Genomic DNA, 13,044 nt, shown 5'->3' with positions numbered 1-13,044 from the left:
GGACGACACGCGTGCCTGGGTGGACGACACGCTTGGGCGGGGGGTACCGGGTCGGTCAGTTGCGGGTGACCGTTCGGGCGTAGTGCGCGCGGGCCTTTGCCCGGTTTCCGCAGCGGGCCATCGAGCACCACTGGCGGTTGCGGCGCGGTGAGGCGTCGCAGAACCGCTGGCCGCAGTCGTCGGCCGCGCAGATGCGGACCTCCGCGTCGCTCGTGGCCAGGTCGATCGCATCCGCCGCCAACGTCGCGAACGCCGCCGCCACCGGGTCCTTCGGGGCCGGGACCTCCCGGCGCAGCACGCCACCCACCAGTGCCAAGCGCGGTGGGGGCGCCGGGGCCGAGGCCGCCGCGTTGTTGACCAGCTCGATGTCCATCCTGTCCGGCACCTCGGGCGGGAACAGCACCCGGTCGATCGCCTCCCGCAGCGCCTTCGCCGCCAGCACGTTGCCCGCCGTCACCGGCACCGGGCCCGTCGTCAGCCCCGCCAGCGAAAGCCACTCGGCCAGCGCGTCCGGGCCGGTCAGCAGCTCCACCCCCGCCTCGTGCCGGCTGCGCATCGTGTTGACGAGGTCGAGGCACGGCCGTCCGCCGTCGAAGACCCATTCCATGTCCATCACTCTAACCCTTGAAGATAGTTAGAAGCAGCGCTACCGTCTAACCCCATGAACCGGTTAGAGAGCATGGCCACCGTGAACGGCACCCGCCTGCACTACCTCCGCGCCGGCGACGGCCCGCCGCTGTTCCTGCTGCACGGCTGGCCGCAGACGTCGCACTGCTGGCGCAAAGTTCTGGCGCCGCTCGCCGAAACGCACACCGTGATCGCCCCTGACCTGCGCGGCTACGGCCGCAGCGACAAACCGAAGTCCGGCTACGACAAGCGCACGATGGCCGCCGACGTCGCCGCCCTCGCCGACCACCTGGGCTTCGCGAAGACCGTCGTCGCCGGCCACGACCGCGGGGGCCGCGTCGCCCACCGCTGGGCCCTGGACCGCCCGGACCAGGTCGACCGCCTCGCCGTGTTCGACATCGTGCCCACCCGCGCGATGTGGCAGCGGCTCGACGTCATCGCGAAGCCGTCCTGGCACTGGCTCTTCCACCTCCAGCCCGACCTGCCGGAACTCCTGGCCGGGCAGAACATCGCCGCCTACCTCGGCTACTTCTTCGAGCGGTGGACCTACCAGCGCCACGCGCTCGACGCCGACGCGCAGGCCGAGTACGTCCACGCCTTCTCCCAGCCCGGCGCGCTCCGGGCCGGCTTCGACGACTACCGCGCCTCCTTCCCCGACGACGCCGAACTCGACGACGCCGACTTCGACGCCGGAAAGCGCGTCACCCAGCCAGTCCTCGCCCTTTGGGGCGCCAACGGCCTGCTCGGCACGCTCCCGGCACTCGAGATCTGGCGGGAGTACGCGGACGACGTCACCGGCGAAGCCCTCGCCGAGTGCGGCCACTTCCTCGCCGAGGAACAACCCGGCGAAGTGGTCACCCACCTGCGGAAATTCCTCGACCCCTGAGACCCCCGGGGCCGGGAATCCCCCGAACCGGGGACCGGAGTTCCCTCGCCGCCGTGACGCCCGCCACCGGTCGCGCCGGTTAGGTTCGGACCACGATGGGGAGCAAATCGAAAGCCGCACTGCTGTTACTGCTGGCCGTCCTGGGCATCGCGGCCGGCGGGGGGACAGCGCACGCCGACGGCGCACCGGCCGGCGCCGACATCCAGGTCGCCCAGACGCTCGGCGCCCGCGAGCTGACCGTGATCATCCGCCGCGTCGACACGACACCGTCGCCGCTGCGGATCGACGTCGTGACGCACCAGGGCACCGCGCCCGGCACGCTGCACCTGGCCGTCGCGGCCGGCGGCGTCCCGAGTTCGCGCGCGGACGTGGTCCTCGGCGCCACACCGGGTGTCTACGCGGGAAATCTCCAAGTCGACAAACCGGGGCCGTGGGAACTCTCGCTGAGCGACGGCACCGGGCCGCCGGCGACGATCCCGTTCATCGTGCCCGCCCGGGTGGTGCCGCCGTGGGAGAAGGCGACCTACGGCGGCTTCGTCGCCGCGGGCGTTTTCCTGCTGCTGGCCCTGGTCGTGGGGGTGCGAGCGAAACGGACGGCGTTCGCGCTGATCCCGGCGGGTGGCGTGGTCGCCGCGCTCGCCGTCGCCGTCACCGGCGCGCTGCTGTCGGCGAGCACTCCCCCGCCACCCGCACCCGGCAGCCAGCTGGACCCGACGTACGACAACGTCACCGACCCGTACGCGAACGCCCGGCTGTCCACAGTGGATTACTCACGGCCGCCGGTGAACCTCGCCGTCCAGGACGAAGGCAACGAGCTCGAGCTGCGGCTCACCGACGGCGCCACCGGCCGCCCGGTCGACGACCTGCTCGTCCACGACAACGCCCTCGTGCACCTGGTGCTGGTCTCGCCGTCCGGCCGGCTGAGCCACCTGCACCCGGTGCGCGTAGGCCCCGGCGACTACCGCGTCCGCCTCGACGATCCGGAAGCGGGCACCTACGCCGTCGCCGCGGAACTGGCCCGGCGGGGCGGCGGGGTCCAGCTCGCGCGGTCCACTGTGGACGTCAAGGGCACCGCGGCCCCCGCACCCGAGCCACCCGGGCCCGGACCGCGGACGATCGACGGCACCCCGGTCGACCTCACGGTCAGCCCGGGGACGCCGACCACCATCACCGCGCACTTCCCCGGCCAGGACCTCCAGCCCTGGCTGGGCATGCTCGGCCACCTGATCGTCACCGGGCCGTTCACCGGTCCCGCCGGCGAAGGCGCCGCCAAGGCCCCGACGTGGGCGCACGTCCACGCGATGGTGCCGCCGGTCGCGGGGCAGCTCGACCGTCCTGATGAGACGGTCGCCGCCTACGGCCCGGACGTCAGCTTCACCTACACCTTCGCCGAGCCCGGCCGGTACCGGATCTGGCTGCAGGCCGAACGCGGCTACCGGGTGCTCACCGTCCCCGCCGTGGTCGACGTCCCGACGACAGGAGCCGCCCGATGAAACGCCCGACGTTGCTGATCGCCGTCGTCGCCCTGGTCGCCGCGGCCGGTGCCGCCTGGCTGCTGTGGGGCGGCACGGGCGCGAAATCCGCCACCCAGCAAGCGGTTTCGGGACCGTACACCGTCCAGTTCTCCGCGGAGCAGCCGCGGATCGGCGGCAACACGTTCGCGGTGGCGGTGACCGGGCCGGCGCCCGAAGCCGTCACGGTCGCGCCGGTCATGGCGCAGATGGGGCACGCGCTCGCGCCGGTGCCCGCCGGGCCGGACGGGCCCGGCCACTTCCGCGCCGCGGACGTCGGGCTGCCGATGGCCGGGCAGTGGGAGATCACCGTTTCACTGCGCGGCCCCGGCGGGCCCGCGCAGGTCGTCTTTCCCGTGTTGGTCAAATAGAAGGAGGGGGAATGGATCTCACCGCATCCGGCGTGCGCAGCACGTCGGTGACGCAACAAGCGCGAACGGGGCTGCTGCCGGCGAACGTCGTGCTCGGCGGATCCCTGCTGTCGCTGGTCGGGCTCACCTGGGACATCCAGTGGCACGACGACGTCGGGCCGGACACGTTCTTCACACTGCCGCACCTGTTCCTGTACGCGGGCAGCGCGGTCGTCGGCCTGGCGAGCCTCGCCGTCGTGCTGCTGACGACGGCGGCGCGGCGCGCGGGACGGCCGGTCGACCCGCGGATCGGCGGGCGCGTGGTCAACGTGTTCGGCCGGACGTTCGCGGCCCCGCTGGGCTACCTGGTCTCCGGGGTCGGCGCGGCGACGTTCCTGCTGTACGGCCTGTGGGACCAGTGGTGGCACGGGCTCTACGGCTTCGACGCAGTCATCGACTCGCCGCCGCACATCGGGCTGCTGCTGTCGATCACGGTGTCGCTCATCGGCACGACCGCGGTGTTCGCCGCGGCGCGTGAACACCGCTGGGGCCGGCTCGGCACGCTGGCGTCACTGACCGTGCTGCTCACCTTCGGGCCGGTGCTGGCGCTCGGGTTGCAGCAGGTGCCGGACGACTACGCCGACGCCGTCGCGATCGGGACGTCGATGATGGCGGTGCTGCTGGTCGCCGTGGGCGCCGGGTTCTTCCGCCGTCCGGGCGGGGCGGTGGGCACTGCGGCGCTGGTCGCGGTCGTGCAGGCCGTTTTCTGGTGGTTCTCGCCGTGGGCGGCACAGGCGTACGCCGACATGGTCGGCCTGCCGCTGCGGGACGCGGTTTCCGGCGTGCCGGCGATGCCCTCCCTGACACCGATGGCGCTGCTGCCGGTGGCCGCGCTGATGGAGCTGGTGTACCTCGCCGGCCGGCGCCGGGGGTGGCGCCCGGGCCGGGTGTCCGTGGTCGCCGGCGGGATCGCCGGGCTGCTGCTCGGCCTGAGCCTGCCGGTCCAGCGCTTCCTGCTCTACACCGGCGCGCACCTGCCGCCGGCCTGGTACCTGACGACGACCGCCGTGCTCAGCGCGGCACTGGGGCTGCTCGGCGGGTTCGCCGGGTGGCGGTTCGGCGGGATGCTCTGCCTGCTGGCGCCCGCGAAGAAGGGGGAAACCGCTGATGCTTAAGAAGTTGCTCGCCCTGGCCGCGGTCGCCGGGCTGCTGTTCACCACCGAGGGGACGGCGAACGCCTACGAGCCGGTCAACATCGTGCACACCGAACGGGTGCAGGCCGGGCCGTACGGGCTGACCATCGGGTTCAGCACCTGGCCGCTGAAAGCCATGCAGTCGCTGGACTTCACCTTCATCCCCGACGGCGGGATCGAGGGCAAGTCCGGCACGCTCACCATGGTCAACCCGGAAGGCGGGCAGAACCGGAAGCAGCCGCTGGTCCGGCACCCGCGCAAACGCGACGTCTGGGGCCTCGACGTCCGCTCGATGCCGCGGCCGGGTGACTGGACGTTCCGCTTCGCGGTCAACGGCCCCGCCGGCTCCGGCACCGGCGAGCTGCGCGCGCTGCCGGTGCTGGAACAGCCGGGGCCGCCGATGGGCGTGAGCTGGGCGATCAGCACGCTGCCGCTGATCGGGCTCGTGGTGCTCGTCGTGGTGGCCTGGCGCCGGACGCGCGGCCGGTTGCGCGGCGGGGAGCTTCCGGCAATCGGGTGAGATTCCGCTCACATCGAGCTTCCGGACGTATTCGGACGGTCGCGAAGGCCTCCTTCACCGTAGAGAGCGGGGAAGGAGGCCTTCACCATTTGTCTTCCGCGGTACGTGCGCTCAGGCGGGCAGGTCGAACTGGCCGGCCTTGACGGCGATCAGGAACGCTTCCCACTCGGCGGTGTCGAACACGAAGACGGGGCTGGTCGCGAGCTTGGTGTCCCGGACGCCGATCAGGCCTTCGGAGCCCAGGTTGACCTCGACGCAGCTGCCGCCGTTGGGCTCGCTGGCGAACGACTTCTCCCAGGCGGCCTCTTCGAACAGGGTCACGGCCGTGTTCGGATCGTAATCCGCGAACGACGGATAATCCGCCATGGGTCGTACCTCCGAGGATCGATGGGGGGCGCGGTCGTGACCTGGTCGAAGGCACCCGCTCCCGGCTACTCAGTGTCTCAATGGAGCAAGCCACAGGGCCAAGCGGGTGATCAACTGGGTACGGCCTCGACATGAAGATTATTCCAGGAGTAGGATTAATCGCATCGGCCGGGGCGCTGGTGTCGGTGAATGACTGCCTGCTCGCGGCGGGCGGTCGTCGAGACGGGCCGAAGTGTTCGAACGACCAGCGCCGGAACCAACCAAACCAAGCCACCGCAGGACCTCATGGGGGAGGAACAGCGTGATCGTCGAGGACAGTGCGCCACCCGGCGCGCTCGCCGTGACCAGGCTCGCCGTCTCCGGACGGGCAGCCACCACGGCCGCGACCGAGCTGGTCCGGACCAGAGGTGCGGAAGCGTTTTCCCATCAGGACGCCGAAGCACCGCGACGAGAGCTGGGGGTGTAGACGAATGGCCGTCCGGGTGAATTCGCTCTTCTGCCGCGAGGACGAAGAACACCGTGGCCGCCGGGGCATCGGGAACGAACTGCGGAACCGCTTCGGCTTCAGCCTGATCCAGGCCCCGCTGCGCAAGACCACGACTTGGGCGACGGACCAGGACCTTCCGCTGCGGCGCCACGCCGACGGGGTCCGCACGACCCGCCCGCTGGAAGCCGCGATCGACCTGACGCCGCTGATGCGCGGCCGCATCGGTTCACGCGCTTGAACTGCCGCACCACCACGAAACAGCCCCGGCTCCCTGACGGAACCGGGGCTATTTTCGTTCGTGGCTACGGTTTCCGGAGCAGCAGGCTGCCGTGCCGCAGCGGCCGCTCGTCCGGACCCGGCTCGCGGTACACGCGCCCCACCTCGGCGAGTCCCGCATCGGCCGCGAGCCCCGCCAGTTCGTCCAGCGGCCAGCAGTAGGCCGTCGTCACCTTGTGGTCGAACGACGTCAGCGGGCCGCCCCGGGATTCGAAGCACCCCAACAGAACGTGACCACCGGACGCCAACGTTCGGGCGAATTCGGCGAAGTACCGGGACACGTCCCCCGGCGGGGTGTGGATCACCGAGTACCACGACAGGATCCCGGCGAGCGACGCGTCCGGTAGCTCGAGCGCCGCCATGGAGCCCACCTCGAACCGCAGGTCCGGATGGGCGGCCCGGGCGAGCGAGATCATCGCCGGGGACAGGTCGACGCCGAACGCGTCGAGCCCCAGCGAACGCAGGTGCGCCGTGAGGTGGCCGGGTCCGCAGCCGAGGTCGGCGACCGGGCCGCGCCCGCGGACGGAATCCGCGAACGCCGTCCACACCGCCCGCTCCAGCGGGTGCTTGTCCCAGACCCCGGCGGCGAATTCCGCGTACTGGACGGCGATCGCGTCGTAGGCGGCCGCCGTCACGGCTTGCGGCCGAGGCCGCAGAGGTGACCGACGAACGCCGGGTCGTTCGCCAGCTTCCTGGTCGCCCGGGACTCGATCTCCTCCGGGTGCCACTCCGGCAGGTAGACGATGCCCGGCTCGACCAGCTCCAGCCCCTCGAAGAACGACGTGAACTCTTCGCGGGTGCGCAGGTGGAGCGGCGTGCTCGACTGGTTGTACTGCTTCATGATCGACTCGCGGCTGTCCGCGTCGGCCATCTCGTGCAGGCCATCGCTCGTCAGGTGCGAGGACAGGAAGTACGAACCGGCCGGCAGCAGCGACAGGTACTTCCGGATGGTCTGGGCCACCGGCTCGTCGGCACCGAGGAAGTACAGGACGCCGACCATGATCAGGCCGATCGGGCGGTTCGGGTCGAGGACACCGGTGTCGAGCGCGCGCTTCCAGATGTCGGCCGGGTCGCGCAGGTCGCCCTGCAGCACCGCGTGCCGGCTCGCGACCCCCTCCTGCTCCAGCAGGATCTGGGAGTGGGCGACCGCGACCGGCTCGTTGTCGACGTACACGCACCGGGCGTCCGGGTTCACGTCCGTGGCGACCTCGTGGACGTTGCCGACCGTCGGGACGCCGGAGCCGAGGTCGAGGAACTGGTCGATGCCGTTGCGCGCCAGGTACCGCACCCCGCGGCCGAGGAAGTCGCGCCCGGCACGGGCGACCGTCTTGATCATCGGGAACGTCTTGACCGCCTGCTCCCCGAACTGGCGGTCGATGGCCCAGTTGGCGTCGCCGCCGAGGAACCAGTCGTAGATGCGGGCCGCGTTCGGCCGGTCGAGGTCCACGCCCTCAGGGGCTTCGGGGTCCTGCGTCGTCATTGCGTCCTCCAGGCTTGCGGCCGACACCGCCGACCACGCTCGCGAGGGGGACCGTGGCGGCGCCGGGCTCCGGGCGCCACTCTCCCACAGGCACGATCCCGGGCTCGACGACGTCGAAGGTACCGAAGAACGCCGCGATCTCGTCGAGAGACCGGGAAACCGCGGGCGAGCTCGACCGTTCGGACAGCTTCACCAGTTTCCGGATCTGCTCCAGCTCATCGCCCTCGACGCCGGATTCGGTCGCGTGCGAAAGCACGTACGCCGATCCCGGCGCCAGGAGCGTCCGGTAGTTGCGGATGGCTTCGCGGACGCCGGTGACGTCCGGCAGGAAGTGCAGCACCGCCACGGTCAGCAGGCAGATCGGCCGGTCCGGGTCGAGCACGCCGGTGGCGAGCGCAGCTTCCCAGACCTCTTCGGCGTCCCGCAGGTCGGCGTGCAGCACGGCGTGGCGCTCGGGATCGCCGGCTTCTTCGAGCAGCATCCGCCCGTGCGCGACGGCCACGGGCTCGTGGTCGACGTAGACGCACCGGCTGTCGTCGGCGTAGTCGTCGGCGACCTCGTGCACGTTGCCCGCGGTCGGGATGCCGGAGCCGAGGTCGAGGAACTGCGTGATGCCCTGGGCGAGGCAGTAGCGCACGGCCCGGCCGAGGAAGTCCCGGTTGCCCCGCGCGAGCGCCTTCGCGAGCGGGAACGCCTGCACCGCCTGCTCGCCGTACTGCCGGTCGATCGCCCAGTTCGCGGTGCCGCCGAGGGCCCAGTCGTAGATGCGCGCGATGTTCGGCCGATCGAGGTCGACGGCCTCGGGGAGGAAGGCGGGGTCCACGATGTCCCCTTCGGGCGGCACTTCCGGGTGGTTTCGGGCGCAACCGAACACTCTACCGACGGTTGTTCACCGTTCGGGACTGTTCACGCGGCCGTTCGCCCTATTGGAGCTGCTGCATCTGGGCGCGGTAACCCTCCGCAAGCTCCTTGAGGAACTGCCGGGTCTCCTGGCGCTCCAGCGCGGCTCCGCGCAGCCGGTCCCACGAGTCGACGAAGATGTTGAAGTCCTTGACGTCGTCGAGGTACAGCCCGCCCGCGGAGTGCTCGATGTAGACGAAGTCCCGCGTGCGGTCCGGGAACCGCATGATCGTGAAGTCGTTGGGCACCGCGGCCAGCCGGGCGCCGAACGGCAGTACGTGTACGTAGACCCGCGGGTGCTTCTCGAGCGAGAGCAGGTGTTCGACCTGGTCGAGCATCACCGCGGGCGCGTACCCGCCGGGTGCCCGGCGCAGCGCGCCTTCGCTGATGATGAACCGGTAGTACGGCGGCTGCTGCTGCTCGAACACCGCCTTGCGGTCGAGCCGGTTGCGCACCAGCGACGTCACGTCCGTCGCGCCGGCTTCGGTGAACTGCTTGAGCATGTAGTGCTCGGACTGCAGCGGGCCCGGGATGCGCTCACCGTGCCAGGTGAGGATCTCCGCGGCCGCGGGCTCCAGGTCGGTGAAGGTGCGGAACCAGTGCGGCACCACCGAGCGGTAGCCGGACCAGTGGCCGCGCTGCCCGGCGGCGGCCCGCGCCAGGTTCATCAGCGTGTCGGCCTCTTCGCCGTTGATCCCGAACGCGTTCAGCATCGATCGCACATCCCCGAGCTTCACCCCGACGGCACCGGACTCGATCTTGTTGACCTTGCCCTGGGTGCAGCCGAGGACCTCGGCGACCTGCTGCTGTGTCATCCGCGCCGCGGTGCGGGCATGCCGGAGCTCGTTCCCGAGCTGCTTCCGGCGCGAGGTGACGGTGCTGGCCATCGCCCTGCTCTCCCGGACCACTACCAAGCAACGGCGGCCACCGGCCGCCGTCGCACGCGAACTATCGAACCCACCCAGGTTAGTGCTTCACCTTGCGGATCTCGATGATGACACCGCGCAGCGTTCCAGGAAACGCCGCAGAATGCCAGTCACCTGTGTCTTCACTCGCCTGGACCAGTGAATTCGTAATTTTTCCGCCAACCGGCGGAGCGCGCTCTCGGGCATAGTGAGCCGGTGACCGATCGTTCGCCCTCCGCCGCCACCGTCACCCCGCTGGCCGACCGGGTCCACGGCTACGTCCAGCCGGACGGCTCCTGGTACATCAACAACTGCGGGTTCGTCGACGCCGGCGACCACACCGTGCTGATCGACACCTGCTCGACCGAGCGCCGCACGCGTGCGCTGCTGGAGACGGTCGCGGCCGCGACCGGCAGCCCGGTGACGACCCTGGTGAACACCCACCACCACGGCGACCACACCAACGGCAACTACCTGGTCGCGGGCGCCACGGTCATCGGCCACCGCAAGACGCGCGAGCTGATGGTCGCCGAGGGCATCCAGACGTTCGACGGCATCTTCGTCGGCAACGACTGGGGCGAGCTCGAGTCGCGCCCGCCGGAGGTCGTGTTCGACGACCGGCTCACCCTCTACGCCGGGGACGTCGAGATCCGGCTGATCCACCCCGGCCACGCGGCCCACACGACCAACGACGTGCTCGTCTGGCTGCCCGAGCAGCGCGTGCTCTACGCCGGTGACCTGGTGTTCCACGGCGGCAGCCCGTTCGCGCTGATGGGTTCGGTCGCGGGGTGGCGCAAGGGCCTCGACATCATCCGGGAGCTGGAGCCGGACGTGATCCTGCCCGGGCACGGCGGCCCCTGCGGACTGGACGTCGTGGACAAAGTGGACGCGTACCTGGCCTTCCTCCAGAAGACGGCCGAGCGAGGGAAGGCCGCCGGGCTGTCCCCGCTGGAGCTGGCGAAGGAGACCGACCTGGGCGACTTCGCGGAGCTGAGCGAGCAGGAGCGACTGCCGGGGAACCTGCACCGCGCCTACGCCGAGCTGGACGGCGCCGAGTGGGGCGCGGAGATCGACCTGGTCGCCGCGATCACGGACATGCTCGCGTTCAACAAGGGCCCGATCCGCTGCTTCTCCTGAACTAGGTGAGCTGCTCCTCCGTGGCCTCCCTTGAGGCGTCGATCGGACTAGGGTCTGAATCGAGAGAGACTTCGGAAGGATTCGGATGAGCAAGAAGGCGAGCATCGGGGTCACCGGCCTGGCGGTCATGGGCCGCAACCTGGCCCGGAACCTGGCCCGGCACGGCCACACGGTGGCCCTGCACAACCGGTCCGAGGAACGGACCCGCGCGCTGGTGGAGCAGTTCGGCGACGAGGGCGACTTTATCCCGGCGTACTCCGCGCAGGAGTTCGTGAACGCGCTGGAGCGGCCCCGGCAGGTCGTGATCATGGTCAAGGCGGGCGGCCCGACGGACGCCGTCATCGAGGAGTTCGCGCCGCTGCTCGAAGAGGGCGACGTCATCATCGACGCCGGCAACGCGCACTTCGCCGACACGCGCCGCCGCGAGAAGGCGCTGCGCGAGCGCGGCCTGCACTTCGTCGGCAGCGGCGTCTCCGGCGGCGAGGAAGGCGCGCTGCACGGGCCGAGCATCATGCCCGGCGGCTCGAAGGAGTCGTACGAGTCGCTCGGCCCGCTGTTCGAGGACATCTCGGCGAAGGTCGACGGCGAGCCGTGCTGCACGCACATCGGCGCGGACGGCGCCGGCCACTTCGTCAAGATGGTGCACAACGGCATCGAGTACGCCGACATGCAGCTGATCGCGGAGTCGTTCGACCTGCTCCGGCACGCGGGCGGCTACGCACCCGCCGAGATCGCCGACGTGTTCCGCACCTGGAACACCGGGCGGCTCGACTCCTACCTGATCGAGATCACCGCCGAGGTGCTCGCGCACGTCGACAAGGCGTCCGGCAAGCCGTTCGTGGACGTCGTCGAGGACGCCGCCGAGCAGAAGGGCACCGGCCGCTGGACCGTGCAGATCGGCCTCGACCTGGGCGTCCCGATCTCGGGCATCGCCGAAGCCGTCTTCGCGCGTTCGCTGTCCGGGTCCACGTCGCTGCGCGCGGCGGCCCGCGGTCTCGGCGGTCCGTCGGCCGCGCCGCTGTCGGGCGCCTCGCTGGAGCGCTTCGCCGATGACGTCGAGCAGGCGCTGTACGCGTCGAAGGTCGTCGCGTACGCGCAGGGCTTCAACCAGATCCAGGCCGGCGCGACCGAGTACGGCTGGGACATCGACCTGGGCAAGGTCGCCTCGATCTGGCGCGGCGGCTGCATCATCCGCGCGAAGTTCCTCAACGACATCACCGCGGCCTACGCCGACGAGCCGGAGCTGCCGACCCTGCTCACCTCGGGCGGCTTCCGCAAGGCGGTCGAGGACGCGCAGGACTCGTGGCGCTCGGTGATCTCGACGGCGGTCAAGCTCGGCATCCCGACGCCGGGCTTCTCGACGGCGCTGGCCTACTACGACGGCCTGCGCGCGGACCGGCTGCCGGCCGCGCTGGTGCAGGGCCAGCGGGACTTCTTCGGTGCCCACACCTACCGGCGGGTGGACCGAGAGGGCTCGTTCCACACGGCCTGGGCCGCCGACGGCCGCCCGGAGTCCGACGCCTGACGCGACGCGCGGGCCCTCCCCCACGAGGGCCCGCGCGGCCGGGAAGACCCCCTGGTCCTTCCCGATCAGAGCAACGTCACGAGGACCACCGCGAGCACGATGGCCCACCAGAGCGGTCTCACTGCCCCCGGGCGGCGAGGATCTCCGCCAGCACCTCCAGGATCTTCGCCTCGGCCTTGTCCTTCTTGACGCCCAAGCCGTCGAGGACCTCGAAGCCACTGCCTTCGCCCTGTTCCAGCAGCGCCAGCAGCAGGTGCTCGGTGCCGATGTAGTTGTGCCCCAGCCGCAGGCCCTCGCGCATGGTCAGCTCGAGGGCCTTCTTGGCGGCCCCGGAGAACGGCACCACGTTCGGCACCGGGTCGACCGGCTCGGGTAGCCGCGCTTCGGCGGCTTCGCGGACGGCGTCCAGCTGCACGCCCTGGGCCAGGATCGCCCCGGCCGCCAGCGCGGCCGGCTCGGTGAGCAGGCCCAGGACGATGTGCACGGTGTCGATGTACGGGCTGGCGTGGTCGACGGCCGCCTTCTGCGCCGCGACGACGACGTGCCGCGCCCGGTCGGTGTAGCGGCCGTAGACGCGTTCGATCGAACCACTGGGGTCGCCGCCGGGGTCGACCTTCGGCACGAACCGCTTCTGGGCGGCCTGCTTGGTGACGCCCATGCTGGCGCCGATCTCGGTCCAGGACGCCCCCGACCGCCGGGCCTGGTCGACGAAGTGGCCGATCAGGTGGTCGGCCACTTCGCCGAGGTGCTGACCCACGTACACCGCGTCGGTCAGCTGGGCGAGGGCGTCATGGTCGTTGTTGCTCTTGATGGCGTTGATGAGGTCGTCGAGCTTGATGTTGGTCGGCAAGGTCATGTCGTCAACTGTAGGTTGACGACCA

Annotated in this window: 16 protein-coding genes; 9 read left to right on the top strand and 7 right to left on the bottom strand. The window is 70.9% G+C overall.

From position 1 onward, the window contains the following. Nucleotides 1-55: 55 nt before the first annotated feature. Nucleotides 56-607: a CGNR zinc finger domain-containing protein gene (locus QRY02_RS39620; protein ID WP_285994057.1), complete on the bottom strand. Its 552-nt coding sequence runs from the start codon at nt 605-607 to the stop codon at nt 56-58. Nucleotides 608-661: 54 nt separating this feature from the next. Here QRY02_RS39620 and QRY02_RS39615 point away from each other — a divergent pair, with 54 nt between their 5' ends. The 5 genes from QRY02_RS39615 (at nt 662) to QRY02_RS39595 (ending at nt 5,087) form a co-directional block, all read left to right on the top strand. Beyond that, entirely contained in the window at nt 662-1,513 is an 852-nt protein-coding gene (locus tag QRY02_RS39615; protein WP_285987853.1) for an alpha/beta fold hydrolase, read from the top strand. A gap of 95 nt (nt 1,514-1,608) precedes the next feature. Next, on the top strand, nt 1,609-3,006 hold the full coding sequence (locus QRY02_RS39610) for a DUF8832 domain-containing protein (RefSeq protein ID WP_285987852.1): 1,398 nt from the start codon (nt 1,609-1,611) through the stop codon (nt 3,004-3,006). Then, complete coding sequence (locus tag QRY02_RS39605; RefSeq protein WP_285987851.1) at nt 3,003-3,395, top strand: FixH family protein; 393 nt, start codon at nt 3,003-3,005, stop codon at nt 3,393-3,395. Before QRY02_RS39610 ends, QRY02_RS39605 begins: the two co-directional genes overlap by 4 nt. Nucleotides 3,396-3,406: 11 nt before the next feature. Beyond that, nucleotides 3,407-4,549, top strand: a complete 1,143-nt coding sequence (locus tag QRY02_RS39600) for a hypothetical protein (RefSeq protein ID WP_285987850.1) — start codon at nt 3,407-3,409, stop codon at nt 4,547-4,549. Continuing rightward, complete coding sequence (locus QRY02_RS39595; protein WP_285987849.1) at nt 4,542-5,087, top strand: hypothetical protein; 546 nt, start codon at nt 4,542-4,544, stop codon at nt 5,085-5,087. The genes QRY02_RS39600 and QRY02_RS39595 overlap by 8 nt, the downstream gene beginning before the upstream one ends. Before the next feature lie 111 nt (nt 5,088-5,198). Here the strand turns inward: QRY02_RS39595 and QRY02_RS39590 are convergent, their stop codons facing one another. Beyond that, a complete protein-coding gene (locus tag QRY02_RS39590; RefSeq protein ID WP_103341780.1) occupies nt 5,199-5,453 on the bottom strand; it encodes a DUF397 domain-containing protein in 255 nt (84 codons plus the stop codon). 301 nt (nt 5,454-5,754) lie between these two features. Between QRY02_RS39590 and QRY02_RS39585 the strand changes: the two genes are divergently transcribed. Both QRY02_RS39585 and QRY02_RS39580 read left to right on the top strand, forming a co-directional pair. Then, on the top strand, nt 5,755-5,919 hold the full coding sequence (locus QRY02_RS39585; RefSeq protein WP_285987848.1) for a hypothetical protein: 165 nt from the start codon (nt 5,755-5,757) through the stop codon (nt 5,917-5,919). 4 nt (nt 5,920-5,923) lie between these two features. Next, nucleotides 5,924-6,178, top strand: coding sequence for a hypothetical protein (locus QRY02_RS39580; protein ID WP_285987847.1), 255 nt, complete (start codon nt 5,924-5,926; stop codon nt 6,176-6,178). A 64-nt stretch (nt 6,179-6,242) separates the two neighbouring features. Here the strand turns inward: QRY02_RS39580 and QRY02_RS39575 are convergent, their stop codons facing one another. The 4 genes from QRY02_RS39575 to QRY02_RS39560 form a co-directional block, all read right to left on the bottom strand. Continuing rightward, entirely contained in the window at nt 6,243-6,851 is a 609-nt protein-coding gene (locus QRY02_RS39575) for a class I SAM-dependent methyltransferase (protein WP_285987846.1), read from the bottom strand. Continuing rightward, nucleotides 6,848-7,696, bottom strand: coding sequence for an SAM-dependent methyltransferase (locus QRY02_RS39570; protein ID WP_285987845.1), 849 nt, complete (start codon nt 7,694-7,696; stop codon nt 6,848-6,850). Before QRY02_RS39570 ends, QRY02_RS39575 begins: the two co-directional genes overlap by 4 nt. Next, nucleotides 7,668-8,519: an SAM-dependent methyltransferase gene (locus QRY02_RS39565; protein ID WP_285987844.1), complete on the bottom strand. Its 852-nt coding sequence runs from the start codon at nt 8,517-8,519 to the stop codon at nt 7,668-7,670. The genes QRY02_RS39570 and QRY02_RS39565 overlap by 29 nt, the downstream gene beginning before the upstream one ends. Before the next feature lie 100 nt (nt 8,520-8,619). Continuing rightward, on the bottom strand, nt 8,620-9,483 hold the full coding sequence (locus QRY02_RS39560; protein ID WP_013222333.1) for a helix-turn-helix domain-containing protein: 864 nt from the start codon (nt 9,481-9,483) through the stop codon (nt 8,620-8,622). A 234-nt stretch (nt 9,484-9,717) separates the two neighbouring features. Here QRY02_RS39560 and QRY02_RS39555 point away from each other — a divergent pair, with 234 nt between their 5' ends. Both QRY02_RS39555 and gnd read left to right on the top strand, forming a co-directional pair. Further along, a complete protein-coding gene (locus QRY02_RS39555; protein ID WP_285987843.1) occupies nt 9,718-10,638 on the top strand; it encodes an MBL fold metallo-hydrolase in 921 nt (306 codons plus the stop codon). A gap of 85 nt (nt 10,639-10,723) precedes the next feature. Beyond that, nucleotides 10,724-12,163: an NADP-dependent phosphogluconate dehydrogenase gene (gene gnd, locus QRY02_RS39550; RefSeq protein ID WP_285987842.1), complete on the top strand. Its 1,440-nt coding sequence runs from the start codon at nt 10,724-10,726 to the stop codon at nt 12,161-12,163. A gap of 118 nt (nt 12,164-12,281) precedes the next feature. Here the strand turns inward: gnd and QRY02_RS39545 are convergent, their stop codons facing one another. Next, nucleotides 12,282-13,019, bottom strand: a complete 738-nt coding sequence (locus QRY02_RS39545; protein WP_285987841.1) for a Clp protease N-terminal domain-containing protein — start codon at nt 13,017-13,019, stop codon at nt 12,282-12,284. Between the last annotated feature and the right edge of the window lie 25 nt (nt 13,020-13,044).

It is taken from the genome of Amycolatopsis sp. DG1A-15b (assembly GCF_030285645.1).
GTDB lineage: Bacteria > Actinomycetota > Actinomycetes > Mycobacteriales > Pseudonocardiaceae > Amycolatopsis.
Note: the sequence above shows the minus strand (reverse complement) of the source record. Positions and strands in the feature narration are given on the sequence as shown.

Bases quoted from the DNA above. Each gene is read 5' to 3' on its own strand.
- QRY02_RS39620 (WP_285994057.1), bottom strand. From the start codon at position 607: ATGGAATGGGTCTTCGACGGCGGACGGCCGTGCCTCGACCTCGTCAAC.
- QRY02_RS39615 (WP_285987853.1), top strand. From the start codon at position 662: ATGAACCGGTTAGAGAGCATGGCCACCGTGAACGGCACCCGCCTGCAC.
- QRY02_RS39610 (WP_285987852.1), top strand. From the start codon at position 1,609: ATGGGGAGCAAATCGAAAGCCGCACTGCTGTTACTGCTGGCCGTCCTG.
- QRY02_RS39605 (WP_285987851.1), top strand. From the start codon at position 3,003: ATGAAACGCCCGACGTTGCTGATCGCCGTCGTCGCCCTGGTCGCCGCG.
- QRY02_RS39600 (WP_285987850.1), top strand. From the start codon at position 3,407: ATGGATCTCACCGCATCCGGCGTGCGCAGCACGTCGGTGACGCAACAA.
- QRY02_RS39595 (WP_285987849.1), top strand. From the start codon at position 4,542: ATGCTTAAGAAGTTGCTCGCCCTGGCCGCGGTCGCCGGGCTGCTGTTC.
- QRY02_RS39590 (WP_103341780.1), bottom strand. From the start codon at position 5,453: ATGGCGGATTATCCGTCGTTCGCGGATTACGATCCGAACACGGCCGTG.
- QRY02_RS39580 (WP_285987847.1), top strand. From the start codon at position 5,924: ATGGCCGTCCGGGTGAATTCGCTCTTCTGCCGCGAGGACGAAGAACAC.
- QRY02_RS39570 (WP_285987845.1), bottom strand. From the start codon at position 7,696: ATGACGACGCAGGACCCCGAAGCCCCTGAGGGCGTGGACCTCGACCGG.
- QRY02_RS39560 (WP_013222333.1), bottom strand. From the start codon at position 9,483: ATGGCCAGCACCGTCACCTCGCGCCGGAAGCAGCTCGGGAACGAGCTC.
- gnd (WP_285987842.1), top strand. From the start codon at position 10,724: ATGAGCAAGAAGGCGAGCATCGGGGTCACCGGCCTGGCGGTCATGGGC.
- QRY02_RS39545 (WP_285987841.1), bottom strand. From the start codon at position 13,019: ATGACCTTGCCGACCAACATCAAGCTCGACGACCTCATCAACGCCATC.